General features: G+C 65.5%; 25 protein-coding genes. 18 read left to right on the top strand and 7 right to left on the bottom strand.

What is annotated here, in order from left to right; translation table 11 throughout:
- Nucleotides 1-40: 40 nt before the first annotated feature.
- The 3 genes from pgsA to CQ050_RS09290 all read left to right on the top strand — a co-directional run bounded on the left by pgsA (nucleotide 41) and on the right by CQ050_RS09290 (nucleotide 3,280).
- Nucleotides 41-613 (top strand): CDP-diacylglycerol--glycerol-3-phosphate 3-phosphatidyltransferase, encoded by a 573-nt coding sequence (gene pgsA / locus CQ050_RS09300; protein WP_006225674.1) that lies wholly within the window; start codon nucleotides 41-43, stop codon nucleotides 611-613.
- Nucleotides 614-825: 212 nt separating this feature from the next.
- A complete protein-coding gene (locus tag CQ050_RS09295) occupies nucleotides 826-2,124 on the top strand; it encodes an MFS transporter (protein WP_105556624.1) in 1,299 nt (432 codons plus the stop codon).
- A 151-nt stretch (nucleotides 2,125-2,275) separates the two neighbouring features.
- Entirely contained in the window at nucleotides 2,276-3,280 is a 1,005-nt protein-coding gene (locus tag CQ050_RS09290; protein ID WP_105556518.1) for a cytochrome-c peroxidase, read from the top strand.
- Nucleotides 3,281-3,296: 16 nt separating this feature from the next.
- On the opposite strand, the gene queF is transcribed toward CQ050_RS09290, so the two are convergent.
- Nucleotides 3,297-4,121 (bottom strand): NADPH-dependent 7-cyano-7-deazaguanine reductase QueF, encoded by an 825-nt coding sequence (gene queF / locus CQ050_RS09285; RefSeq protein ID WP_105556517.1) that lies wholly within the window; start codon nucleotides 4,119-4,121, stop codon nucleotides 3,297-3,299.
- Between the two features lie 321 nt (nucleotides 4,122-4,442).
- On the opposite strand from queF, the gene aceA reads away from it, so the two are divergent.
- On the top strand, nucleotides 4,443-5,762 hold the full coding sequence (gene aceA / locus CQ050_RS09280) for an isocitrate lyase (RefSeq protein WP_105556516.1): 1,320 nt from the start codon (nucleotides 4,443-4,445) through the stop codon (nucleotides 5,760-5,762).
- Between the two features lie 118 nt (nucleotides 5,763-5,880).
- Here aceA and CQ050_RS09275 read toward each other — a convergent pair whose 3' ends face one another.
- On the bottom strand, nucleotides 5,881-6,945 hold the full coding sequence (locus CQ050_RS09275; protein ID WP_105556515.1) for an NAD(P)-dependent alcohol dehydrogenase: 1,065 nt from the start codon (nucleotides 6,943-6,945) through the stop codon (nucleotides 5,881-5,883).
- A gap of 106 nt (nucleotides 6,946-7,051) precedes the next feature.
- On the opposite strand from CQ050_RS09275, the gene CQ050_RS09270 reads away from it, so the two are divergent.
- The gene (locus CQ050_RS09270) at nucleotides 7,052-7,948 is read left to right on the top strand and encodes a LysR family transcriptional regulator (RefSeq protein ID WP_105556514.1); all 897 of its coding nucleotides are present in this window, start codon (nucleotides 7,052-7,054) and stop codon (nucleotides 7,946-7,948) included.
- A gap of 32 nt (nucleotides 7,949-7,980) precedes the next feature.
- Here the strand turns inward: CQ050_RS09270 and CQ050_RS09265 are convergent, their stop codons facing one another.
- Nucleotides 7,981-8,844: a LysR family transcriptional regulator gene (locus CQ050_RS09265; RefSeq protein ID WP_105556513.1), complete on the bottom strand. Its 864-nt coding sequence runs from the start codon at nucleotides 8,842-8,844 to the stop codon at nucleotides 7,981-7,983.
- 142 nt (nucleotides 8,845-8,986) lie between these two features.
- Here CQ050_RS09265 and CQ050_RS09260 point away from each other — a divergent pair, with 142 nt between their 5' ends.
- Genes CQ050_RS09260 through CQ050_RS09250 form a run of 3 tightly spaced genes read left to right on the top strand, consistent with a single transcriptional unit; the run spans nucleotide 8,987 to nucleotide 12,113 of the window.
- A complete protein-coding gene (locus tag CQ050_RS09260) occupies nucleotides 8,987-9,979 on the top strand; it encodes a tripartite tricarboxylate transporter substrate binding protein (protein ID WP_105556512.1) in 993 nt (330 codons plus the stop codon).
- 41 nt (nucleotides 9,980-10,020) lie between these two features.
- Nucleotides 10,021-10,920 carry a CoA ester lyase gene (locus CQ050_RS09255; RefSeq protein ID WP_105556511.1) on the top strand — a complete coding sequence of 300 codons (900 nt, stop codon included), beginning with the start codon at nucleotides 10,021-10,023 and terminating at the stop codon, nucleotides 10,918-10,920.
- Nucleotides 10,917-12,113 (top strand): CaiB/BaiF CoA-transferase family protein, encoded by a 1,197-nt coding sequence (locus CQ050_RS09250; protein WP_105556510.1) that lies wholly within the window; start codon nucleotides 10,917-10,919, stop codon nucleotides 12,111-12,113. Before CQ050_RS09255 ends, CQ050_RS09250 begins: the two co-directional genes overlap by 4 nt.
- Before the next feature lie 9 nt (nucleotides 12,114-12,122).
- Here the strand turns inward: CQ050_RS09250 and bioD are convergent, their stop codons facing one another.
- Together bioD and bioF are read right to left on the bottom strand one after the other, a co-directional pair.
- A complete protein-coding gene (gene bioD / locus CQ050_RS09245; protein ID WP_105556623.1) occupies nucleotides 12,123-13,559 on the bottom strand; it encodes a dethiobiotin synthase in 1,437 nt (478 codons plus the stop codon).
- A gap of 656 nt (nucleotides 13,560-14,215) precedes the next feature.
- Entirely contained in the window at nucleotides 14,216-15,403 is a 1,188-nt protein-coding gene (bioF, locus tag CQ050_RS09240) for an 8-amino-7-oxononanoate synthase (RefSeq protein WP_105556509.1), read from the bottom strand.
- A 147-nt stretch (nucleotides 15,404-15,550) separates the two neighbouring features.
- Between bioF and CQ050_RS09235 the strand changes: the two genes are divergently transcribed.
- From CQ050_RS09235 to CQ050_RS09190, 10 genes are all read left to right on the top strand, one after another.
- Nucleotides 15,551-16,819, top strand: coding sequence for an adenosylmethionine--8-amino-7-oxononanoate transaminase (locus CQ050_RS09235; RefSeq protein ID WP_105556508.1), 1,269 nt, complete (start codon nucleotides 15,551-15,553; stop codon nucleotides 16,817-16,819).
- Nucleotides 16,820-16,908: 89 nt separating this feature from the next.
- Nucleotides 16,909-17,883, top strand: coding sequence for a hypothetical protein (locus CQ050_RS09230; RefSeq protein WP_105556622.1), 975 nt, complete (start codon nucleotides 16,909-16,911; stop codon nucleotides 17,881-17,883).
- The gene (gene ccoS, locus CQ050_RS09225; protein ID WP_006225694.1) at nucleotides 17,880-18,041 is read left to right on the top strand and encodes a cbb3-type cytochrome oxidase assembly protein CcoS; all 162 of its coding nucleotides are present in this window, start codon (nucleotides 17,880-17,882) and stop codon (nucleotides 18,039-18,041) included. Before CQ050_RS09230 ends, ccoS begins: the two co-directional genes overlap by 4 nt.
- A 209-nt stretch (nucleotides 18,042-18,250) precedes the next feature.
- A complete protein-coding gene (ccoN, locus tag CQ050_RS09220; protein WP_105556507.1) occupies nucleotides 18,251-19,738 on the top strand; it encodes a cytochrome-c oxidase, cbb3-type subunit I in 1,488 nt (495 codons plus the stop codon).
- A 10-nt stretch (nucleotides 19,739-19,748) separates the two neighbouring features.
- Nucleotides 19,749-20,486, top strand: coding sequence for a cytochrome-c oxidase, cbb3-type subunit II (gene ccoO / locus CQ050_RS09215; protein WP_105556506.1), 738 nt, complete (start codon nucleotides 19,749-19,751; stop codon nucleotides 20,484-20,486).
- Between the two features lie 2 nt (nucleotides 20,487-20,488).
- Nucleotides 20,489-20,665, top strand: a complete 177-nt coding sequence (locus tag CQ050_RS09210) for a CcoQ/FixQ family Cbb3-type cytochrome c oxidase assembly chaperone (protein ID WP_105556505.1) — start codon at nucleotides 20,489-20,491, stop codon at nucleotides 20,663-20,665.
- The gene (gene ccoP / locus CQ050_RS09205; protein WP_105556504.1) at nucleotides 20,662-21,660 is read left to right on the top strand and encodes a cytochrome-c oxidase, cbb3-type subunit III; all 999 of its coding nucleotides are present in this window, start codon (nucleotides 20,662-20,664) and stop codon (nucleotides 21,658-21,660) included. The genes CQ050_RS09210 and ccoP overlap by 4 nt, the downstream gene beginning before the upstream one ends.
- Nucleotides 21,661-21,734: 74 nt before the next feature.
- On the top strand, nucleotides 21,735-23,225 hold the full coding sequence (gene ccoG / locus CQ050_RS09200) for a cytochrome c oxidase accessory protein CcoG (RefSeq protein ID WP_105556503.1): 1,491 nt from the start codon (nucleotides 21,735-21,737) through the stop codon (nucleotides 23,223-23,225).
- Between the two features lie 20 nt (nucleotides 23,226-23,245).
- Nucleotides 23,246-23,482, top strand: a complete 237-nt coding sequence (locus CQ050_RS09195; protein WP_105556502.1) for a FixH family protein — start codon at nucleotides 23,246-23,248, stop codon at nucleotides 23,480-23,482.
- A gap of 13 nt (nucleotides 23,483-23,495) precedes the next feature.
- Complete coding sequence (locus CQ050_RS09190; protein ID WP_105556501.1) at nucleotides 23,496-23,732, top strand: hypothetical protein; 237 nt, start codon at nucleotides 23,496-23,498, stop codon at nucleotides 23,730-23,732.
- A 54-nt stretch (nucleotides 23,733-23,786) separates the two neighbouring features.
- Here CQ050_RS09190 and CQ050_RS09185 read toward each other — a convergent pair whose 3' ends face one another.
- Both CQ050_RS09185 and CQ050_RS09180 read right to left on the bottom strand, forming a co-directional pair.
- A complete protein-coding gene (locus CQ050_RS09185; RefSeq protein WP_105556500.1) occupies nucleotides 23,787-24,128 on the bottom strand; it encodes a zinc ribbon domain-containing protein YjdM in 342 nt (113 codons plus the stop codon).
- An 88-nt stretch (nucleotides 24,129-24,216) separates the two neighbouring features.
- Nucleotides 24,217-25,143 carry a LysR family transcriptional regulator gene (locus CQ050_RS09180; RefSeq protein WP_105556499.1) on the bottom strand — a complete coding sequence of 309 codons (927 nt, stop codon included), beginning with the start codon at nucleotides 25,141-25,143 and terminating at the stop codon, nucleotides 24,217-24,219.
- Nucleotides 25,144-25,263: the final 120 nt, after the last annotated feature.

Genomic DNA, 25,263 nt, shown 5'->3' with positions numbered 1-25,263 from the left:
TACAGCCAGCGTCATCCGGCTGATGTAGCATACGGACACTATGCCAATTAACGTTCCCATTATCCTGACATGGCTGCGCATCGCCATGATTCCGCTGGTGGTCGGGCTGTTCTACCTGCCCGAAAGCTGGATGTCGGTCCCCACCCGCGATACGTTCGCCGCGTGGGCGTTCATCATTGCGGCGCTAACCGACTGGTTCGACGGATGGCTGGCCCGCCGCTGGAACCAGACCTCGGCGTTCGGCGCTTTCCTGGATCCGGTGGCCGACAAGCTGATGGTCTGCGCCGCGCTGATCGTCCTGCTGGACCTGAGCCGCGTCGATGCCTTCATTTCGCTGATCATCATTGGCCGTGAAATCACCATTTCGGCGTTGCGCGAATGGATGGCCAAGATCGGCGCCAGCGCCAGCGTGGCCGTGCACCGCCTGGGCAAGTTCAAGACGGCGGCCCAGATGGTGGCGATTCCCTGCCTGCTGTACAACCAACCGGTCTATGGCATCAGCACCAAGCTGCTGGGCGACGTGCTGATCATCGTCGCGGCGGTGCTGACGGTCTGGTCGATGCTGTACTACCTGCAGCGCGCCTGGCCCGCCATCCGCGAGAAGGCGCTGTAGGGCGTCTGGCGCTATTCTGATTGCCACACGGCGGCGCGGCTCGCGCAAGGCGGCCGCCGTGATAGTCCAAGAGCGATGGCCGGCATGATCCGGCCCGGCTTGACCGCCGCATTCGCCAAGAACACGACGTCCGGGCCTCCCGGACGTTGCCGGAGACAACCCGCGCACCGGCCCACGGCGCGCGTTACTTGCCGCTGCCGCGGCCTTTTGCAATGAACACCGCTGCGAATACCTTGCCCTCGGACGCCGATATCCGCAGGCGTGACTGGAAGACCATTCTGCTGATCGGCGTTGCGCACGCCGCCTCGCACTTCTTCCAACTGGTGCTGCCCTTGCTTAACGTGTCGCTCGCCAACGCATTCGGGCTGGATTTCGCCCGGGTCGGCGCGCTGGTGGCCACGTTCTATGTGGTCTCCGGTATTGGCCAGGCATCGTCGGGCTTCGTCGTCGATCGCATCGGCGCGCGCCCCGTGCTCTGGTTCGGCCTGGCGTGCTTCGTCCTGTCCGGCCTGCTGATCGGCTCGGCCAACGGCTACCCCATGTTGATGGCGGCGGCGATCGTGGGCGGCATTGGCAACTCGGTATTCCACCCAGCCGACTACTCCATCATCAACCATCGCATCACGGCCTCCCGCCTGGGCCATGCGTTTTCGGCGCACGGGCTGACGGGCAACCTGGGCTGGGCATTGACGCCGGTCTTCATGACCACGATCACCTTGCTGTCCGACTGGCGCGTAGCTGCGTATAGCGCCGCCGGCCTGGTGGCCGCCGTGCTGTTGCTGACGGTGTTGGGCCGCGATCTGCTTGGTGGCCCCACGGGTATGGAAGCGGATAACCCGGGCGACGTGAAGGCCGTCAAGCCTGCGGCCAAGCCCCAAGAAAGCGTGCTGACCACGTTGGCGACGCTGCTGTCCAAGCCGGCGCTGTGGGGCGCATTCCTGTTTTTCGCCTGCACCTCCGTGGCGCTGTCCTCGGTGCAGAACTACACGATCCCCTTGCTGGATCAGTTGTACGGCCTGTCCGAAGTGCTGGCCAGCTCGGCGCTGTCGGGCTACATGGTGGCGTCGGCGGTGGGTATGGCGGCTGGCGGCTTCCTGGTGTCCGCCAACCCGCGCACGGAACGCACGGTGATGGTGGCGCTACTGCTGGCGGGCCTGACGCTCGTGGTGTTGGCGCTGGGGCTGGTGCCGGCTGCGCTGGCGGCGCCCGTGGTCGGGCTGGCTGGCTTCTGCTCGGGCGTGGCCGCGCCATCGCGTGACATGCTCATCCGCCGCGTGACGCCGAAGGGCTCGACGGGATCGGTCTACGGCCTGGTGTATTCCGGCATGGACGTCGGGTCGGCGTTGGGGCCGCTGGCTTTCGGCCTGCTGCTTGACGCGGGGTTGCGCCAAGGCCCGTGGGTGGGCGCTGGCGTGGCATTCGCCGTGGCGGCCTTGCTGGCGCAATGGATCGCGGTGCAGGCGCGCCGGGCCGATCCCGCCATGGCGGGCAGTGTGGCCGCCCGGTCCTGATCGCCAGCTGATCCGCCTGTTGCGGCATATCAAACCGGCGTTGAGTCCGTCGAAAGGCTGCGGCGCGGGTTGATGCGCCGCAAGGTCGGGGCTTATCCCTCCCGATGTAATAACCATTAATAAGTAGTGGTTATTCACCAGGAGAAAGCACATGAAAAAGCAGAGTACGGTGCTGGCGGCAGGCGTCGTCCTTGCGCTATGGGCCGGCCACGCCGCAGGGAACCCCAGGCAGGAACCGATCCAGCCCATCGAAGCCGCAACGGTCAAGGACCCGGCCAAGGTGGAACTGGGCAAGAAGCTGTTCTTTGACCCGCGCCTGTCGCGCTCGGGCGCGATTTCCTGCAATTCCTGTCACAACCTGGGCATGGGCGGGTCCGACAACCTGAAGGCCTCCATCGGCCATAAGTGGCAGCAGGGTTCGATCAATTCCCCCACGGTGTTGAATTCCAGCCTGAACATCGCGCAGTTCTGGGATGGCCGCGCGAAGGACCTGCGCGAGCAGGCGGGTGGCCCCATCGCCAACCCGATGGAGATGGCGTCTTCGCACGAGCTGGCGTTGCAGGTGCTGAACTCCATCCCGGGCTACCGGGCGGAATTCAAGCAGGTTTTTGGCAAGGACGGCATCACGATCGACGAGGTGACGGGCGCGCTGGCCGCCTTTGAAGAAACGCTGGTAACGCCGAATGCGCGTTTCGACCAATGGCTGAAAGGCGACGACCGCGCGTTGACCGTGAAGGAATTGGCGGGCTACACGCTGTTCAAGAACAGCGGCTGCGTCGCTTGCCACAACGGTGTGGCCGTGGGCGGCAATTCGTTCCAGAAGATGGGGCTGATCGAACCCTACAAAACCGATAACAAGGCCGAAGGCCGGGCCGGGGTGACCGGCAAGGATGCCGACCGCTTCAACTTCAAGGTGCCGACGTTACGCAACGTGGCGCTGACCTATCCGTACTTCCATGACGGCGAGGCCGCGACGCTGACCCAAGCCGTGGACGTGATGGGCCGCCTGCAATTGGGCCGCAAGTTCACGCCGCAAGAGAATGCGGACATCGTCGCGTTCCTGAAGACGCTGACGGGCGATCAGCCGGTGATCCAGTATCCGGTGCTGCCGCCGTCCGAAGACGGCACGCCGAGGCCCGAGCCCTTCCCGAAGTAGGAAGGGCAGGGCGTCTTTACTGGCGGACGGTGCGCACGTCCGCCGGGGGCGCGGCTTCCACATTGCTGCGCCACGGGTTGATGTCCAGCCCGCCGCGCCGCGTGTAGCGCGCGTAGACGGTCAATTGCTCGGGGGCGCACGCCTGCATGATGTCGCTGAAGATGCGTTCGACGCAGTGTTCGTGGAATTCCGCGTGTTGGCGGAACGACACGACGTAGCGCAGCAGCGATTCGCGGTCGATCGGGGCGCCGCGGTAGCGGATCTGCACGCTGGCCCAATCGGGCTGGCCGGTGACCGGGCAATTCGATTTCAGCAGGCGCGACGCCAGCGTTTCTTCAACGATGTCGCCGGGCCGGGTGCGCAGCACCTGGGGCGCGGGCTCGTAGGTATCGATCTCGATATCCAGCTTGTCGATATAGATGCCGTCCATTTCGCCCATGCGCAGTTCGGAAAAGCGCTGCGGCAGGAAGAAGTCCAGACCCACGGGCGCACCGGCGGCGGCGCTCAGATCACGTTCCAGGCGGCCCCGCAACGCGGCCGAATTGACCAGCCGCGTCTGGTTGAACGAGTTCAGGTACAGCTTGAACGATTTGGATTCGATGATGTTGGGGCTGTCGGCCGGCACCGAGAATGTGGCCATGGCCACGCGCGGCTTGCCTTTGGCATCCAGCCACGAGAGCTCGTAGGCGTTCCACAGGTCCACGCCCGTGAAGGGCAGGTTGCCGGCGGTGAGGTTCAGCGCCGCGCGGTTGTGGGAGCGCGCGATGGGGAAAAGCAGCGAAGGGTCGTATTGCGAGGCGTAGGCGACGCTTTGGCCCAACGGGCCGTGAGACAAGGTCATGGCGGAATCAAGAAATCAGCGGTAATGGAGGCATTGTAGGCGGTCAGAAAAGGGGCGTTTTTTCATATTGTGAAATGTAAGTCTCGTCATGTGAAAGTCCCTGCTGCTCTGCAACGAGCGCGCATTTCACAGATGGCGATATCGTTCCATAATGCGAAACGTCATTTATAAGTCATTGATTTTATAGAAAAACATTTTTCATCTTCTATAAGACATAAGCCCGCATTGCTCCGCAGCAGAGGCATAGACTTTGTCCAACGATTCACGCAATGCAAGACGCGAATCTTTGAAGTCTTCCCATCACTGACCAGGAGCATCACCATGACCACTCGCGAAACCGAAATCCGCAATTTGCAGAAGGACTGGGCCGAGAATTCCCGCTGGCAGGGCATCAAGCGCGACTACAGCGCCGAGGATGTCATCCGCCTGCGCGGGTCGATCAGCGTGCAGCACACGCTGGCCCAGCGCGGTGCCACCCGTCTGTGGGAACAACTGCATAGCGAGCCTTTCGTGAATTCGCTGGGCGCCCTGACCGGCAACCAGGCCATGCAGCAGGTCAAGGCCGGCCTGAAGGCGATCTACCTGTCGGGCTGGCAGGTGGCCGGCGACGCGAACCTGGCCGGTGAAATGTATCCCGACCAATCGCTGTACCCCGCCAACTCGGTGCCGCAAGTGGTTCGCCGCATCAACAATTCGCTTGCCCGCTGCGACCAGATCCAGTGGATGGAAGGCAAGAACCCGGGCGACGAGGGCTACATCGACTATTTCGCCCCCATCGTGGCGGATGCTGAAGCCGGCTTCGGCGGCGTGCTGAATGCCTTTGAACTGATGAAGGCGATGATCGACGCTGGTGCGTCGGGCGTCCACTTTGAAGACCAGCTGGCATCGGTGAAGAAGTGCGGCCACATGGGCGGCAAGGTGCTGGTGCCGACCCGCGAGGCCGTGGCCAAGCTGGTGTCGGCCCGTCTGGCGGCGGACACGATGGGCACGCCCACGCTGCTGCTGGCCCGCACCGACGCGGATGCGGCGGACCTCGTGACCAGCGATGTGGACGACAACGACCGCCCGTTCATCACCGGCGAACGCACGGTTGAAGGCTTCTTCCGCACCAAGGCCGGCATCGACCAGGCGATTTCGCGTGGCCTGGCCTACGCGCCTTACGCCGATTTGATCTGGTGCGAGACGTCTACGCCCAACCTGGAATACGCCCGCAAGTTCGCGGACGCCATCCATCGCCAATTCCCGGGCAAGCTGCTGGCGTACAACTGCTCGCCGTCGTTCAACTGGAAGAAGAACCTGGACGACGGCACGATCGCCAAGTTCCAGCGCGAGCTGGGCGCCATGGGCTACAAGTTCCAGTTCATCACGCTGGCCGGCTTCCATTCGTTGAACTACGGCATGTTCGAGCTGGCCCATGGCTATGCCCGCCGCCAGATGAGCGCGTTCGTGGAGCTGCAGCAAAAGGAATTCGCCGCTGCCGAAATGGGCTTCACTGCCGTCAAGCACCAGCGCGAAGTGGGCACCGGCTACTTCGACGCGGTCACGCAGACGATCGAAGGCGGCCAGTCGTCGACGACCGCGCTGACCGGCTCGACGGAAGAGGCCCAGTTCGAACACGGCAAGGCGCAGAAGGTGGCCTGATCGCCTGTAGGGATTTTCGCAGTTGAAGTTGAAGTTGCAGTTGTAGGTGCTGTTGTAGGGTGGATTCAGGGTGCCTTCGGGCACCCTTTTTTTTTACATTCCACCCCGGGGCCGCATGCTACGCCGCGGCCGGTTCCGTCGCCAGCGATGCCATGTCGATCACGAAGCGGTACTTCACGTCGTTGTTCGACAGGCGTTCGTAGGCCTCGTTGACCGACTGGATCGGCACGATCTCCACATCGCTGACGATGCCGTGCTGGGCGCAGAAATCCATCATCTCCTGCGTTTCTTCCATGCCGCCGATGGCGGATCCCGCCAGCGACTTGCGTCCCAGGATCAGGTTCGCGCCCGGGATCGGGTCCAGCGGCGTCAGCGCGCCCACCAGCGCCATGGTGCCATTCAAGCCCAGCAGCGCCATGTACGGGTTCACGTCGTGGCTGACGGGCACCGTGTTCAACAGGAAATCAAACGTGCCCGCATGCGCCGCCATTGCCTCGGGGTCGCGTGAGACCAGGACTTCGTCCGCGCCCAGGCGCTTGGCATCGCGCCCTTTGTCGGCCGACGTGGTGATCATCACCACATGCGCGCCCAACGCGTGGGCGAACTTCACCCCCATGTGACCCAGTCCGCCCAGGCCGATGACACCGACCTTGTGGCCGGGCCCGACTTTCCAGTGGCGCAGCGGGGAATAGGTGGTGATGCCGGCACACAGCAACGGGGCGACGGCCTTCAGGTCAAGCGTGTCGGACACTTTCACGACGAAGTGCTGGCGCACGACGATGTGGTCGGAATAGCCGCCAAAGGTCAACTGATCGCTGCCACGCTCGCGGTCGTTGTAGGTAAGCGTGGCGCCTTCTTCGCAGTATTGCTCCAGGTTCAGGCGGCAGGCTTTGCAGTGCAGGCAGGAATCCACCATGCAGCCCACGCCGGCGTAATCGCCCGGCTTGAACTTGGTGACGTTCTTGCCGACCTGAGCGACGCGACCCACGATTTCGTGGCCCGGCACCATCGGGTAGACGGAATTGCCCCAATCACCGCGCGCCTGATGCAGGTCGGAGTGGCAGATGCCGCTGTACAGGATGTCGATCAGCACGTCGTCGTCGCCGGGTTCGCGCCGGGTGAAACTGAACGGGACCAGCGGGGTGTCGGTACTGTGGGCGGCGTAGCCTCGGGCTTGGATCATGATGGCCTGGAATAAGGGTTGTTAAGCAGACGTTCACAATATTCCCGGGGGGACTGGGTATCAAGCTAGAATTTCCGCATGTTTTATTGAAAGAATTTGCATAATCATGCTGCCCGATAACCTGTCCCACTTGGCCGCCTTTTCGGCGGTGGCCCGACACAGCAGCTTTCGCCGTGCCGGAGAAGAGCTCAGCCTGTCCACGTCGGCGGTCAGCTACGCGATCCGCAACCTGGAAGAACGGCTGGGGGTGAACCTGTTCAACCGGACCACGCGTAGCGTGGCGCTGACCGACGCTGGCCAGCGTCTGGCCGAACGCCTGCTGCCGGTCCTGCACGACCTGGGCGACGCGCTCGAGGAAATGAACCACTTCCGCGGCGCGGCGTCCGGCACATTGCGCATCAACACGTCGCGCGCGGCGTCCTACATGCTGCTGATGCCCTTTGCCGCGCGCTTCCTGGCGGCCTACCCGGATATCCGGCTGGACATCGCGGAAGACGACAGCTTCGTCGATATCGTCGCGTCGGGTTTCGATGCGGGCGTGCGTCTGCTGGAGGCCGTGCCTGAAGACATGGTCGCCGTGCCGATCGGCCCCAGCCTGCGCATGGCGGTCGTCGCGTCGCCCACCTATATGGCAGGGCGCGAGATTCCCCTGCATCCCAACGACTTGATGCGGCACGAATGCGTGCGCTACCGCTTTGCCAGCGGCCGTTACTACAAATGGGAATTCGAGAAAGACGGCGTGGCGCTGGAAGTGGACGTGCCGGGGCGCATCTCGTTAAGCGACGTGCATGCCGAGGTGCGCGCCGCCGTCGACGGCATCGGCATCGGTGCCGTGCCGGAATACTACGTGAACGATCTGCTGGCAACGGGCCGCCTGGTGCGGCTGCTGGAGGACTGGTGCCCGCCGATACGGGGTTTCATGCTGTATTACCCACGGCAGCGGCGGGTATCGTCGGCGTTGCGGGCGTTCATCGACATGGCCAAGCGGGAAGGCGGCGCCTGATCATCACCGTACTTCAGGCGCCGTTGCTGGCGTTACGGACGTGGGCGCGCGCCTTCCAACAGGGCCTGCACCAGCCGGTTGTCCTGGTCCGTCAGGCGGCACACGAACGAAATCTGGCGGTAGGGCGCCTGTTTGCCCAGCGGCAGCACGCGTACCGGATGCACGTTCAGCAGGTTCGGCCCGGGCTCGGGCAGCACGCACACGCCCAGGCCGGCCGACACCAGCGCCGTCAAGGCGGCCAGCGACTGCATCTCGATGCGGCAGCGCGCATGCGGCGCATGCTGCGCGACGTAGCGCGCGGCAAGCCGGCCGCCGATGGTGGTCTTGTCGAAACGGATCCATTCGTACTGCTGGAACAATTCGGCGACGCGCGTGCCGTGCGAGTCGGGCGGCGCGATCAGTACCAGCGTTTCTCGGAACAGCGGGGTCCAGGCCAGGCGGCTGGAGCCGCCCGTGTCGGGTTGCGTGATGATGGCGGCGTCGATCTCGCCTTTTTTCAGCTTCTCGGTAAGCTCCGTGGCCCGTCCGCGCACCAGCCGCACGTCCAGCAACGGATAGCGTTCGCGCAATGTGCGCAGCAACGGCGGCAATAGCGTCACTTGCAACGGTTCGATCGTGCCCAGCCGAACCCTGCCTTCCACGGCGGGCGTGCTGCGCCGCCGCAGTTCGTCCAGGCGCGCCAGCGCGTCCTGCAGCACGGCGTCAACTTCCGCGGCAAAGGCGTTGGGCCGCACCTGCAACGCGGACCGATCGAATAGCGGCTGTCCGAAGTACGCCTCCATTTGCTTCATCTGCAGGCTGACGGCGCTGGGCGACAGGCTCATGTCCGCCGCGCCTGCCGCGAAGCTGCCGCCCCGCAGCACGGCATTCAGCGTACGGAAAGATTCGATCTTCATCAGAAATCCTCACGTAGTGTTTTAAGAATCCTCGCTTTATATCACCAGGCTGGCGTCCTAGTATTCGCTTCAGACAAAACGACAAGCGGCTGGAACGCCGGCGGGCGACGCCCGGCGCCAGACCGCAACCGAGGAGACTCCCATGACAAAGACCCTTGCCGGCCTGCGCGCCGCCTTGCTGCCTGTTCTGGCGCTGACCCTGGCGCTGGGCGTGCCGGGCACGGCCACGGCACAGGCGGCGCCCGCCATCCCCGCGACCATCACGATGGTCGTGCCGTTCCCGCCGGGAGGCAGCAACGATGTATTTGCGCGCGTGCTGGCGGAAAAGCTGGGGGCTCGCCTGTCGGCCACCGTCATCGTGGAAAACCGCCCCGGCGCGGGCGGTGCGATCGGCGCCGAATATGTGGCCCGCGCGCCCAAGGACGGTTCCGTGCTGATGCTCTCGTCTTCCACGCTGACGACCAACGCCGCCGTGCAGACCAATTTGAAGTACGACGTGGTGAGCAGCTTTGCGCCGGTGGCGATGCTGGCGCGCAGTCCGATGGCGCTGGTGGTGGGCAAGGACTCGCCCTATCAGTCCGTGGCCGATCTGCTGGCGGCGGGCCGCAAGGAACCCGGCAAGCTCACGTATGGCAGCGCCGGCCTCGGGTCGGTCAACCAGATGGCCAGCGAAATCCTGGCCGGCGGGGAAAAGACCTCGTTTACGCACGTGCCTTACAAGGGCATGTCGCATGCGCTGAACGACCTGGCGGGCGGCCGGGTGGACTTCGTGATCGGCAGCTTCGCGTCGACGGCCTCGCTGCTCAAGGGCGGCAAGCTGCGTGTGCTGGCCGTGACCTCGCCCGAGCGGTCGCAGTTCTATCCGGCGCTGCCGACGATCGGCGAAGGCCAGCCCGGCTATTCGGTGGAATTGTGGTGGGGCGTGCTGGCGCCGGCGGGCACGCCCGCTTCCCTGGTGGACAAGCTGAACGCCGAGATCCGCGGCATCGTCAACGACCAGAAGATGCGCGCCATGTTCGCGGAAGAAAGCGCCGTGCCGGCCGAACTGACCGTGCCGCAATTCGCTGAACTGGTAAAGGCCGATGCCGCCAAGTGGAAGCAGGTGGCTCGCGACCGCAACATTTCCATCCAGTAGACGACGTCTCCGCATCAACCCTGATTTCCTGAGTGCCAAGCATGAGAAGCAAACTGTTCGTACCCGGATCGCGCCCCGAATTGTTCGCCAAGGCGCTGGCGGGCGCCGCCGACGCCTTGTCGTTCGACCTGGAGGACGCGGTGGCGCCGTCGCGCAAGGATGAGGCGCGTGGTCATCTGGCCCGCTTGCTGGCGGCGCCGGAAGCCGCCGCATCGGGCAAGACGCTGATCGTTCGCGTCAACGCGCTGGATACTGGACAGTTTCATGCCGACGTGCAGGCCGTCGTGCGGCCGGGGTTGCATCTGGTGAACCTGCCCAAGGCGGAGCGCGAGGCCGACGTGGTGGCGGCAGCCAGCGCGGTCGAGCAAGCGTGCCGCGCCAATGGCGTGGAAGGGCCCGTGGGCTTGCTGCTGAACATCGAGTCGCCGCGCGCATTGCGCCGCGCCGCCAGCCTGGCGGCGGCGCATCCCAGCGTGGCGGGCCTGCAATTGGGGCTGGGCGACCTGTTCGAACCGGCCGGCATCGCCCGCCGCGAACCGGCGGCGGTGCAGCAGGCGATGTTCGCGCTGCGCATGGCGGCGGCCGAGGCGGGCGTGTTTGCCTACGACTCCGCCTTCGCCAATATCGAAGACGAAGCCGGCTACCGCGCCGAGGCGGAGCTGGCACGCAGCCTGGGCTATATCGGCAAGAGCTGCATCCATCCGCGTCAGGTGCCGCTGGCCAATGCGGCATTCCGTCCCACCGATGAAGAGATCGCGCATGCGGGCCGGGTGGTGCAGGCCGCGCGGGAAGCGGCGGCCAAGGGCACGGCCGCGTTCGTGGTGGATGGGCGGATGATCGACGGCCCATTCTTGCGCCGCGCCGAAGCGGTGTTGCGGGCGGCGGCCGGGCTGGGCCTCACGGATGCTTCGAACACCGCCAACGCCGCGGAGGCGCAATGATGGCCCCCGCGCTGCAATCGACGGGCGGTCCGCTGGCAGGCGTGCGCGTGCTGGACTTAAGCGCCTATATCGCCGGGCCGTATGGCTGCACGCTGCTGGCCGATCAGGGGGCGGACGTTATCAAGGTCGAGCCTCCCAGCGGTGACAACCTGCGCAAGTACCCGTCCACGCTGGATGCCGAGAGCCGCGCCTTCCTGGGCGTGAACCGTGGCAAGCGCGGACTGGTCCTTGATCTGAAAAACGCCGATGCGCTGGCGGTGCTGCATGAATTGGCGCGCCAGGCCGACGTACTGGTGCACAACTTCCGGCCCAGCGTGCCGGCGCGCCTGGGCATCGCATACGAGCAATTGGCCCAGATCAACCCGAGGCTGATCTATTGCGCCGTCACGGGCTATGGCGAAACCGGTCCCTTGAAGGACAAGGCGGGCTACGACCAGGTATTGCAGACGATGACCGGCATGTGCGCTCTGCAGGGCAAGGCCGAGGGCCCGCCCGAGATCCTGTACGGATCGGTGGTGGACTACTATGCCTCGTCCATGGTGGCCGCCGGCGTGGCGTCGGCGCTATATGAACGCGAACGCAGCGGTCGCGGCCAGTTCGTGGGCGTTTCGCTGTTGCGCAGCGCGCTGGCCCTGCAATCGGCACGGCTGGTCTGGGCGGAAGGCGAACCGCGCGATATCGGTCGGGACATGCGGTCGGGCGGCATCACGGGCATTCATCCCACGGGCGAAGGCTATCTGTACATCTCGGCCAATACGCCGCATTTCTGGCAGGCGCTGTGCGCCAAGACCGGCTTGCCGGAGCTTGCCGACAATGAACGCTACGATTCGGTGCGCAAGCGCGCCGAACACCGCGACGAGATCGTGCCGCGCCTGCATGAGGCGCTGCGCGCGCGCACCGCGCTGGAATGGGAGGCCTGGTTCGGCGAAGAAGTCCCCTGCGCCGCTGCGCGCGGCGTGGAAGACATGTTCGACTTCCCGCAGGTGCAGGCCGAACACATGGTGGCGACGTTCGCGCATCCCGTGGTGGGCAGCTACCGGGGTTTCGCGCAGGCCATCAAATTCGGCCGCAGCCAGCCCGACAGCCCGCGCGCCGCGCCCGCCTTCGGGGAACATAGCGAAGCGGTGCTGAAGGAAGCGGGCATCTCGCCAGAACGCGTGGCGGCCCTGCGGGACCGCGGCGCGCTGGGATAGGGCGCAAGGCTACTCGGCCACTGCCGGTGTCCCGCCCAATGCGGCCAGGCATTCCTGCAACGGGGGAATGTTGCGCGCCAGCGCGTCGACGGCGGCGGCGTCCACGTTGGCCAGGGGAGGAATCTCGGCCAGCACGCGCACGTCGCCAAAGCGTTCGATGGCTTCCTTGTTGCCGGCAGACAGCGGGCCGCTCATGATGACGCCCAGCACGGGGATGCCCCGGCGCTTTAGCGCCTCCAGGCTCAAGAGCGTGTGGTTGATGGTGCCCAGGCCGCTGCGCGCGGCCAGCACCACCGGCATGTCCAGGCGGGCGATCAGGTCGATCATCATGTGCGTGTCGTCGATCGGCACGTACAGGCCGCCCGCGCCTTCCACGATCAACGGGGCCCGGGTCGCCGGCGGCACGATGGTGGTGGCGTCAACCACCGTGTCTTCCAGCGTGGCGGCGGCCCAGGGCGAAAGCGGCGCCTGCAGCACGTAGGCGGGAAGGTGCAGGCGTTCGGGCGGCAACCGGGCCAATTGTGCAACGGTTTCGGTGTCGCCGGGTTCTTCGGACACGCCGGTCTGCACCGGTTTCCAGTAGTCGGCGTTCCAGGCGCGCGCCAGGATGGCCGACACCAGCGTCTTGCCGATGCCGGTGTCCGTGCCGGTCACGAAAACCCCCATGGGGCGTTGCGTCGTTTTTTTCCACATACCGTAGGCCAGGTGATACGTCACCGTGGCTCCTTGTTCGTCAAATGCCGCCAGCACGCGGCGCAGCGCGGTCGGGCCCAGCGGCGCGCGACCCGGGGCGGGCGTGGTGGCGCCGATGCCTTTCAGCCCCTTCAGGAAAGTCAGGCCGTCAGGATGATCTTGTATCAGCCGTTCGCTGCGCACGCCACCGGCCAGATTACCCATGGCCGGACGGATGGCGGCGCGCGCGGGGTAGCGTGGCGTGGCGGCCACAAGGCCTGCGGCGTGATGCGCGGCGTGCCATTCGTCGAAGGTGCCATCGGCCAGGGTCGCCACGGCCAGATGGCCGCCCGGCGCCAGCAGGGCGGCCAAGCGGCCCAAGCCCGCGTTAAGGTCCGTGAACCACTGCACGGCCAGGCTGGAGCAGATCAAATCGTAAGGGCCTGCCAGCGCAGGGGGATGCTCGCCGTCCAGTACCTGATAACGGGCCGTGCCGGGCAGCGCGGGCCCGCGCTGCGCCGTATCCAGCATGGCGGGCGAGATGTCGGTGACCGTCCAGTCGGCGGGGCCCAGGCGGCGCGCCAGCGCCTGCGTCAGCAACCCGGTGCCGCACCCGATCTCCAGGATGCGCGGGCGGGGGGGCAGGCGCAGCCGGGCGATATCGGCGGCCAGCCGTTCCGCCGTAACGCGCTGGATGGGGGCATGGTCTTCATAGCGGAGCGCGGCCGCGCCGAAGCGGGCGGCGATTTGCGGATCGCGCGGGGCTCGGGTCAATCGGCGGATGAATTCGGCGATATGACGGGCGCACCACGGCGCATCCGACACCGGCAGCAGATGACCGGCTTGCTCCCGTTCATGCCGTTCGCTGTCCGGACCGCCGTCGAACGCCGCCTGCGTCATCGATGCTGGAACAATCGGGTCATCCTGTCCGGTCAAGACCAGCAGGGGAACCGGTAGCGCGGCCAGCGCATGGCGCTGGTCTTCGTCGCGCAAGGCCTGCAGGTCTTGCGTCAATGGCGCCAGCCGGGGTTCGCCGAAGGCAGAGGCATCGCCGCAGCGCTGGCGGAACTCCTGCAAGACGGCGGCGGGATCGGCCGACAGCCGCTTCACCATGCGGTCGAGCATGCGGCGCGGCACGCCGGCGTCGAAATCCGGCCCGGCGCCGAAGCGCGGGAAGCCGTTGATCGACACCAGCCCGATGCAGCCCGCCGGCAGCTCGCGCAGCAATCGAAGCACGCCCATCGAGTGACCAATGGCGATGACCGGGCCATCGATCTTCGGGAAGCAGGCCGGCCCGAAGTAGCCGGCGTCGGCGACCAGGTGGGGCCAATCGCGCAGCGCGGCGCGTAGCGGCGCCCAGACCGAGGCGTCGAAGGCCCAGCCGTGGACGAACAGCAGGGTGGGGCGCGCGGGCAGGGCGCGGGCCTCGGTCATGCCAGTGCCGCCGCAAACCCGGCGATCAGTTGCTCCACATCGGTGTCGCGGTGGGCGGCGCTGAGCGTCACCCGCAGCCGGCTGGTGCCGGCGGGCACGGTGGGCGGACGGATCGCCACGGCCAGCAATCCCCGGCGCTCCAGGTCCGCCGCCATCGCCAGCGCGCGGCCCTCGTCGCCCACGATGGCGGGCACAATCTGCGTGGACGAGGCCCCGGTGTCCAACCCCAGGCCCTGCAGCGCGGCGCGCAAGTAATCGCCCGCCGCTTCCAGCCGGGCGCGCTCGGCGTCCAGCGTGGGCACCAGGTCCAGCGCGGCGTCCATTGCGCCCAGCACGGCAGGCGGCAACGCCGTGGTGTAGATGAATCCGGAACACGTGTTGATCAGGTAGTCGCACAGTGCGCGGGATCCCGCCACATAGGCGCCGAATCCGCCCAGTGCCTTGCTGAACGTGCCCATGGCCAGATCGATGTGGCCGGGCGCCAACCCGGCCAGCCCCATGCCGCCGGGGCCAAGCACGCCGGTGGCGTGGGCCTCATCCAGATAGACGAACGCCTGATAACGGTCGGCCAGAGCGGCCAGCCGGGCAACATCGGTCCGGTCCCCGTCCATGCTGAATACGCTTTCCGTGACGATGAACCTGGTCACGGGCTTATCCAACCCCGTTTCGGCTCTGGCCGCCAGCAGGCGTTCCAGGTGGTCAAGGTCGTTGTGCCGAAAGCGGATTTGCTTCACGCCGGCCGCCTGGCAGCCATGATGCAGACTGGCGTGGTTCAGCTTGTCGGCATATAGCTCGACTTCGCCCCGGGCGGCGGCCGCGCGCAGCAGCGCGGGCAGCACGGCGGCGTTGGCCTGCCAACCGGAAGCCAGCAGCAGCGCGGCTTCCGTGCCCTTCAGGCGGGCCAGCTTGGCTTCCACTTGCTCGTGCAGGTCCAGGTTGCCGCAGACCAGGCGCGAGGCCTGGGCGCCGGCGCCATGCCGCGCGGCCCACTCCCGGGCGCGTTCAACCAGCAGTGGATGCTTGGACAGGCCCAGATAGTCGTTGCTTGAGAAATTCAGCACGGGCGCGCCATTCAGCACGATGCGGCCCGGCGGCGCGGCCGAGGCGGTGCGAAGGCGGCGGCGCACGCGGCGGTCGTCGGCGGCGGCCAACTCAGAGGAAAACAGGGAATCCAGCTTTGACATCAATCGATCCGGCAGCGGCCGGGCAGGGGGGCGCCCGCGCCAGGCCGTAGAATGCGGGCCATTGTAGTGGAGGCGCGCGCGGTGGTTTCCCGGGGGACACACCCTTTGGAAACCCCCGGGCCGCCGCCAATTTTTGCGGAGTCCATCATGCACACGCCCGACTGGGTGGCCCAGGGCCAGCCCCATATCTGGCTCCCCTATGCCCAAATGAAGACGGCCACGCCGCCGCTGCCGATCGTGCGCAGCCACGGCAGCCGGCTGGAACTGGCCGACGGGCGCAGCCTGATCGACGGCGTGGCGTCCTGGTGGACGGCCTGCCACGGCTACAACCATCCCCACATCGCCCAGGCGGTCCGGGCGCAGCTGGACGCCATGCCGCATGTGATGTTTGGTGGACTCACGCACGAACCCGCGCTGAAACTGGCGAGCCGGCTGGCCGGCTTGCTGGGGCCGGGGCTGGACCGGGTCTTCTATACCGACTCGGGCTCGGTGGCGGTCGAAGTCGCCATGAAGATGGCGGTGCAATACTGGTTGAACCAGCGCGAACGCGGGCGCAGTCGTTTCCTGGCGTTTCGTGGCGGCTACCACGGCGACACGTTTGGCACCATGGCGGTGTGCGACCCTGAAGAGGGCATGCACAGCCTGTACCGGGGCATGCTGGCCGAACACGATATCGTCGACCTGCCCCGGGACGAGGCCGCGATGGCGGCGCTGGACACATTCCTCGAGACGCGCGCGCCGCAACTGGCGGGCATCCTGGTCGAGCCGCTGGTGCAGGGCGCGGGCGGCATGTTGCTGCACGACCCTGAAGTGCTGCGCCGCCTGCGCTGGCTGGCGGACCGCCACGGCCTGCTGCTGATTTTCGACGAGATCTTCACGGGCTTCGGGCGCACGGGCACGATGTTCGCGTTCGAGCAGGCCGGCATCCGGCCCGACATCATCACCTTGTCCAAGGCGTTGACGGGCGGCACGCTGCCCCTGGCCGCCACCGTGGCCAGCAACCGGGTGTTCGATGCGTTCTGGTCCGACGACCCGGCGCACGCACTGATGCACGGGCCCACCTTCATGGGCAATGCGCTGGCTTGCGCGGCGGCCAATGCATCGCTGGACCTGTTCGAGTCCGAGCCCCGCCTCGCCCAGGCGCAGGCGCTTGAGACCGCGCTCGCGGCGGGCCTGGCGCCTTGCCGTGATTTGCCCTGGGTGCGCGACGTGCGCGTGTTGGGCGCGATCGGTGTGGTCGAACTGGACGCCATCGCCGACCGCGAAGCGCTGAAGCGCCGACTGATCGAGGCCGGCGTCTGGGTGCGTCCGTTCGGCAATGTGGTCTACCTGACGCCGGCATTGACCATCTCCGAGGACGAACTGGCCGCGTTGATGCGCGCCGTGGTGGGCGTGCTGCGTCAGCAGCGCCCCTGATCCCGCCGCCGGGTTGCTTCCCGTGCAGGGGGCAAAGCGCCTTGATCCAGATCAAGGCGTGCACCCGAAGCGCTGGGTACCATCGGCGCATGCGAGCAAAATCGATCTTCGCCGTCCCCGCGTGCCTGTCCGATGCCGACCGCCAGCAGCGCCGTCATGCGCTGGTGCGCCTGTCGCTGGCCTGGCTGGCGATGATGCAGGTCATGATGTTCGCGTGGCCCGGCTATCTCCGGCACGACAGCATGCCCGCCGACGCCCTCGAAACGCTGGACTGGGCCATCGTCCTGATGAACTGGGCCAGCTTCGCGCTGACCATCCCCGTGGTGCTGTATTCGGCCTGGCCCATCTGGCGCCATGCCGGCGACAACCTGCGCCACGGCCGCGCCGGCATGGACGTGCCGGTGGCGCTTGGCATCGTCGCCGCCTTCATCCCCAGCGTCCACGCCACCTGGACGGGCCGCGGCGAGGTCTATTTCGACTCGGTCACGATGTTCGTGGCCTTCCTGCTGACCGCGCGCTATCTGGAACTCTGCGCTCGCCAGTCCTTCGGCGGCGCGTCGGGCGGCCGGCGGCACGAACGGGTCGAGGCCCAGCGCCTGGACCTGGGCGCCCGCGCCGACCGGCTGGCATCCCGCTTTGTCATGGCGCAGGTGGCCCTTGCGCTGGCCGCGGCTGCCGCCTGGGCCTATATCGATCCCGCGCACAGCATTCCGGTGATGGTGGCGCTTCTCGTCATGAGCTGCCCTTGCGCCATGTCGATGGCGGTGCCCACCGCCATGGCGTCGGCGCACTCGGCGCTGGCGGCGCATCCCACCATGTCCGATGCCGCGCTGAACGCGCTCTTGCAGCAGGCGCGCCACAAGGCCCGCCAGAACCTCTACGGGTCGCTGGTCTGGCACCTGCTCATGACCCCGCTGGCGCTGGTAGGGTGGGTCACGCCATGGCTGGCCGCGATCACCATGCTGGTGTCGTCGCTGGCGGTCGCCTACAACTCCTGGCGCCTGTGCCGCACCGACTGGTCCGGCGACGCCACCACTTCCGGCATGCTGGAAGCCGCGCAATGACGATCCTGTACCTGTTGCTGCCGCTGTCCCTGCTGTTCGTGCTGGCCATCGGCATATCGCTGTGGTGGGCCGTGTTCAACGGTCAGTACGACGACACCGACAACGCCGGAACGGCCATCCTGCGCGACGACGACAGCGGCCCCGCCAGCCGCGGCTGAGCGCCGCCGCGCCGCACCCCCAACAAACGGGCCGCCACCCGTTTTTGCGTCGCGTCGTCTGCAACATTCGTAGATAACGTTGCTGTTCCGTTGTGCCCGCGCCGCGTTCCCCGCCCGGCCAGCTGGCGCTTGATCCATATCAACGCCGACTTGTGTGACTAGTCCCATCATCTGAGCCTGGAGCTATTTGTTACTTTAGGGGAAGGGTGATGAACGATTGCGCCGCAATCGCAAGCAAGGCCGATACCTTCAACTACAAGATCGTGAGGCAGTTCGCGCTCATGACGGTGGTTTGGGGCATTGTCGGCATGGCTGTGGGCGTTTTTATCGCCGCGCAGCTGATTTGGCCTCAGTTGAACTTTGACATCGCATGGCTGAGCTACGGCCGCCTGCGCCCGCTGCACACGAACGCGGTGATCTTCGCCTTCGGCGGCAGCGCGCTGTTCACGACGTCGTACTACGTCGTCCAGCGCACCTGTCAGGCACGCCTGTTCTGTGGCCCCTTGGCCGCCTTCACGTTCTGGGGCTGGCAGCTCGTCATCGTCGCCGCGGCGATCACGCTGCCGATGGGCTTCACCAGCAGCAAGGAATACGCCGAACTCGAATGGCCGATCGACATCCTGATCACGCTGGTCTGGGTGGCCTACGCCATCGTGTTCTTCGGCACGATCATCAAGCGCCGGTCCAAGCACATCTACGTGGCCAACTGGTTCTTCGGTTCGTACATCCTTACCATCGCCATCCTGCACATCTTCAACAACATCGAAATGCCGGTGTCGCTGTGGAAGTCGTACTCGGCTTACGCCGGGGTACAGGACGCCATGGTGCAGTGGTGGTACGGCCATAACGCGGTGGGCTTCTTCCTGACCACCAGCTTCCTGGGCATGATGTATTACTTCGTGCCCAAGCAGGCCGGCCGTCCGATCTATTCGTACCGTCTGTCCATCGTCCACTTCTGGGCGCTGGCCTTCACGTACATGTGGGCGGGCCCGCACCACTTGCTGTATACGTCGCTGCCCGACTGGACCCAGTCGCTGGGCATGACGTTCTCGCTGATTCTGCTGGCGCCTTCCTGGGGCGGCATGATCAACGGCATCATGACGTTGCAGGGCGCCTGGTACAAGCTGCGTACCGACCCGATCCTGAAGTTCATGGTGACGGCGCTGTCGTTCTACGGCATGTCGACCTTCGAAGGTTCGATGATGTCGATCCGCACGGTCAACGCGCTGTCGCACTACACGGACTGGACCATCGGCCACGTGCACTCCGGCGCGCTGGGCTGGGTCGCCATGATTTCGTTCGGTTCCCTGTACTACCTGATCCCGCGCCTGTATGGCCGCGAAAAGATGCACAGCGTGAAGGCGATCGAACTGCACTTCTGGATCGCGACCATCGGCGTGGTGCTGTACATCGCCGCCATGTGGATCGCCGGGGTGCAGCAGGGCCTGATGTGGCGCGATACCGCTTCCGACGGCACGCTGGTCTACAGCTTCGTCGAAGAACTGAAGACGCGCGTTCCGTACTACCTGATCCGACTGTTGGGTGGCACGTTGTTCCTGTCCGGCGTGTTCGTCATGGCCTGGAACGTGTGGATGACGGTGCGCGGTGCGCAACCGGTCAACCCCGCCATTCCGCAAGACGATCCCCATGCCGCTCGCCCGTCGGTCGTTGCGACCGCCGAGCCGGCTACTGTTTGACGAGGACATCATGGCCAACAAGAAACCTGGCTTCTTTTCTCACCAGACGCTTGAGAAGAACATCGGCTGGATGATCATCGCGAGCATCCTGGTGGTGTCCTTCGCGGGCCTGGTCCAGATCGTTCCGCTGTTCTTCCAGCACAGCACGACCCTGCCCGTCGCAGGCGTGGAACCCTACAGCCCGTTGCGGCTGATGGGCCGCGACGTCTACATCCGTGAAGGCTGCGTCGGCTGCCACTCGCAGCAGGTACGCGTGCTGGCGGCGGAAGTGCAGCGCTACGGCTCGTACTCGACCGCGGCGGAATCGGTCTTCGACCATCCGTTCCTGTGGGGCTCCAAGCGCACTGGCCCGGACCTGGCTCGCGTAGGAGAGCGCTACTCCGACGACTGGCACCGTATCCATCTGCGCGATCCGCGCAAGGTGGTGCCGGAGTCGAACATGCCCGCCTATCCGTGGCTTGAAAAAACGGTCATCACCGGCCAGAACGTGGCCGAGCGCATGCGGGCGCTGCGCGCCCTGGGCGTTCCCTACACCGATGCCGACATCGAGGCCGCACCCAAGGCCATCGAAGGCAAGACGGAAGAGGACGCGCTGGTTGCCTACCTGCAAGCGTTGGGCGTAGGCGTGCGCAAGGCCCAGGCCAAGCTGGCCGAAGATGCCAAAAAGGCCGAAGACGCGAAGAAGGCCGCTCAGCCGACCGCGCAGTCGGCGGCGCAACCCGCCGCGCAAGCGGCAACGGGAGGCTGATCATGGTGGGCTACCTGAGCGCGATCGTCACCGCCATTTCGATGGCAACCTTTTTCGGCATCGTCTGGTGGGCCTGCTCGCGCGGCCGCCAGGGCGCCAACCGCGAATCGGCCATGCTGCCGTTCGCCCTGCCCGACGAGTTCGGCCAGGAACAACAAGATGGAGCGAATCGGTCATGAGCGATTTCGTAAATGGCTTCTGGGGATATTTCATCTCGGTCGTCGCGGTGGGCGGCGTGGTCTGGTGCCTGTGGCTGCTGTACACGCAGCGCCGTTGGCTCAGCACCAAGCCGGCCAGCGGCCAGGTCGAAGACACCGGCCACGTCTGGGACGGTGATCTGACCGAGCTCAACAATCCGGTCCCCACCTGGTGGACCTGGATGTATCTGCTGGCTTGCGTGTTCGCGCTGGGCTACCTGTTCTTCATGCCGGGCCTGGGTTCCTACAAGGGCCAACTGGGCTACAGCAGCACCGAGGAAGTCGCGCGGCATCAGGCAAAGATGGCCGAGGCCGTGCGCCCGATCTACGCGCGCTTCGAAACCATGACGGTGCCGCAGGTCGCGCAAGACCAGGCTGCCCTGGACATGGGGCAGCGCCTGTTCTTGAACACTTGCGCGCAATGCCACGGTTCGGATGCAAAGGGCGGGCCCAGCTTTCCCAACCTGACCGACGGCGACTGGCTCTACGGCGGCTCGCCCGAGATCATCATGGAGACCATCACCAAGGGGCGCCATGGCGTGATGCCGCCTTGGAAGGCCGCCATCGACGCCAAGACGGCCGGCGATATCGCCCAGTACGTGCGTTCGCTGTCCGGCCTGACCTCGGACGACATCCGTGTCTTCCGCGGCAAGCGCGAGTTCGCCAACTACTGCGTGGCCTGTCACGGTGTGGACGGCAAGGGCAACCCACTGCTTGGCGCGCCCAACCTGACGGACGACGTGTGGCTGTACGGCAGTTCGGAAGCCACGATCGTGAAGACGATCCTGGACGGCCGCGACAACCGCATGCCGGCGCACGAACACATCCTGAACCCCGAGCAGATCAAAGTGTTGACGGCCTGGGTGTGGGGTCTGTCGAACAAGCCTGGGGACACTGCGACGACGGCGGCGCCGGTTGCCGCCAACACCGCGACGCCTGCCGTCGCCAACCCCGCGGCGAATGCCGTCGCCCAGTAACGCGGCAAGCGGTGCTTAAGTGGGGGCGCATCATGCGGCCCCCACATCATTGGACTTACAGGACGGAGCAGCAAATGGAAGATGGGTCAACCGCAAGCGTCGGCAAGCCGCCCGACGGCGACCCGCCACCCTGGCGGCCGCACACGCGGCCGCCGCGCCCCGGGCAGGAAACGCTGGAGCAGACTCTGGCGGGTGTACGCAGCAAGATCTATCCGCGATCCGTCAGCGGCATTTTTGCCCGCTGGCGCATCGCCTTCGTCTTTATCACCCAACTGATCTTCTACGGGCTGCCCTGGTTGCAATGGAACGGCCGGCAGGCCGTGCTGTTCGACCTGGGGGCGCGCAAGTTCTACCTGTTCGGGCTGGTGCTGTGGCCGCAGGACGTCGTCTATCTGGCCGTGCTGCTGGTGATCTCGGCGCTGGCGTTGTTCCTGTTCACCGCCGTGGCGGGCCGGTTGTTCTGTGGTTACGCCTGTCCGCAAACGGTCTACACCGAAATCTTCATGTGGATCGAGCGCAAGGTCGAAGGCGACCGCATTGCGCGCATCCGCCTGGATGAGGCTCCCTGGACCTGGCGCAAGGCGCGCCTGAAAATCACCAAGCATTTCCTGTGGATCGCGTTGGCCTGGTGGACAGGGTCCACGTTTATTGGCTATTTCGCGCCGATCCGCGAGTTGGGCCATGAACTGTTCACGCTGCAGCTGGGGCCATGGCAATGGTTCTGGATGTTGTTCTACGGCTTTGCCACGTGGGGCAACGCGGGCTTCATGCGCGAATCCGTCTGCAAATACATGTGCCCCTACGCCCGCTTCCAGAGCGTGATGGTCGACCCCGACACCTTCGTGGTCACCTATGACAAGCGTCGCGGCGATCCGCGCGGCGGTCGTTCGCGCAAGGTCGACCACAAGGCGGTCGGGCTGGGCGATTGCGTGGATTGCAGCCTGTGCGTGCAGGTCTGTCCGACTGGCATCGACATCCGGGAAGGCCTGCAGTACATGTGCATCGGTTGCGGCGCCTGTATCGACGCCTGCGAGCAGGTCATGGACAAGATGCAATACGAGCCGGGCCTGATCCGCTACACGTCGGACCGCGCCATGCAGGATGGCCTGTCTGCAAAAAGCGCGCGTTCGCACTTGCTGCGCCCGCGCGTGCTGATCTACGGCACGCTGATCCTGATCATGGCGGTGGCGTTCGTGGCGTCGCTGGCGATGCGCAACCCCTTGCGGGTAGACGTCATCCGCGACCGCGGGGCGCTGGGGCGGGAAGTCGCGGGCGGCCAGATCGAGAACGTCTACCGGCTGCAGATCATCAATACCTCGGACACGGCCATGCGCCTGCGCCTGTCGGCCGACGGCATGCCCGGATTGGCCGTGATGATGGGGCAGCAGGGCTCGGACGTGGTCGAAGTGGAACCCGCGGCCAACAAGCTGGTTCCCATGGTGATCCGGGCGCCTGCCGGCGCCGAACCCGGCGCGCACGCCATTACGTTACGCGCGCGCGGCCACAATGGCGAAAACCAGCCGATCGAAACCGACGAACCCGCCAGCTTCTACGTGCCCGACTGACTACGTAAAGGACAAACTTGATGACCCTTGCACAAACTGCCCCGGCGCCCAAGCCCTGGTACTACGAACCCTGGCCCTGGATCCTCATGGCCGGACCGTTCGCGGCCATGGTCGGGTGCTTCATCACGATCTACTTCGCCTATGCCAATTTTACCCACGAACCTATCGTGGAAGGCGTGATCAAACGCGGCCTGGTCATTGAACAGGCCGCGCCAAAAGTCGGCGAAGGCGCTGGCGCCGTGCGCGCCAATCCCTGACGGGAGGACACAGATGGGCTTGCGTTCATTGATGTGGATATTGTGGCCGTCGTTCCTGGCGGCCGCAGCCGGAAGCGCTTTGATATTCGCCCTGATCGACCCGCTGGACGTGACGATATTCGGGCACGTTCCTACCGGGCGCATGGGCTTCTACACGGTGTCGTTCTTCGTGTTGTGGGTCATGGCCGGCCTGTCCAGCACGCTGACGGCATACCTGATGCCGAAAGCAGCCGAGGACGACACGCTGTAATGTGCCGCGTCGTCATGTAGCAGGGAAGTGCCCGCCAAGGTGGCGGGCACTGCGTCAGACCTTTTTGACGAACTCCGACTTCAGGCTCATCTGGCCAAAGCCGTCGATCTTGCAATCGATGTCGTGGTCGCTGTCGACCAGGCGGATGCCCTTGACCTTCGTGCCCATCTTGATCACTCCGCCCGACCCCTTCAATTTCAGGTCTTTGATGACGGTGATGGTGTCGCCGTCTTGCAGGACGTTGCCGGCCGAATCGCGGTAGACGCGGGCATCATCGTCCGCAGGCGCGGCGTCTTGCGCCGACCATTCATGCGCGCATTCCGGGCAGACGTAGCCGCCGCCATCTTCGTAGGTGAATTCGGACTGGCATTTCGGACAGGCGGGCAATGCACTCACAGGGAAACCTCAGGTGAAACGCGCGAATCGCGCAATGCACGATTGTACTGTCCTGAGTGCCATTTTTCGCTGGAACGTGCGCCTATCTTCACGCATTTTCATGCAGCAAGTCGACAAAGTGCTGGCCAGCGGCACTTAAGGGGCGGTCGCGCGGCACGATGCTGCCGAATGCCGCCAGCGACTGCTGGATTTGATAGGGCAGGATCGCCAGCAAGCCATGCCGGGCATAGCGGCTGGCAACCGACTCCGGGATCACGCCCAGCATGCGCGACTTCATCGCCAGGTTGGTGGTGGTCAGGATGGATGAGGATTCGATCAGCCCGGGTGGCAGGGCTGTGTTGTGGGATCGGAACTCGTGTTCGATCACCTCGCGCATCGGGCTGCCTTGGGGTTGAAGGATCCAGGGATACGCCTGCATTGCGTCGAAGCCGATGCGCCGTTTGCGGGCCAGCGGATGGTCCACCGCCGCGATGACCGATAGGGCTTCGTCGCCGATGGGGCGGAACACGTAGTTGCGGTCCGACAGGGTCAGCATGCGGCCGATCACCACATCCAGCTTGCCCGCATTCAACTGCGCGATCAGCAGGTCGCTGGTGCCCGTGGATATTTCCACCGCCAGCAGCGGATACGTCTGCTTCAAGCGCAACAGCGCGTCGGTCAGGTGGCTGGGCGAGGCCGCCATGATGCTGCCGATAAAGAGTTTGCCGGCGCTACCCAGCCGCAGTTCATCCAGTTCGCGCGCCAGCGACGACACCGTGCCGCGCATGCCACGGAAATGCCCCATGACGCACTCGCCGGCGGGCGTCAACGCCAGCCCGCGACCCACGCGTCCAAACAGCGGTTGCCCCAGCGCCGATTCCAGTTCGTGCAGCATCTTGCTGGCGGCCGACTGGGTGATGTTCAACTGTTGCGCGGCGGCGCGCAGGGTGCCACGGTCGTCGATGGCAAGCAGCAGCACGACCTGGCGCATGCGCAGTCGGGCCAGCAGGCCGGCGACGTTCAGATTGCGTTCCATGATTGATCGCCTTAGGTGAACGGTTGGTGCAAAAGTTTCATTTTACGGAAACGGATGTTCTTCATAAGATGACTTCACAACAAATTGCCCCGAGCGGCAAAGAATCATCAAGGAGACAAC

It is taken from the genome of Achromobacter sp. MYb9 (assembly GCF_002975275.1).
Lineage (GTDB): Bacteria > Pseudomonadota > Gammaproteobacteria > Burkholderiales > Burkholderiaceae_B > Achromobacter.
The sequence above is the reverse complement of the archived record's forward strand: the minus strand, read 5'-3'. Positions and strand labels throughout refer to the sequence as shown.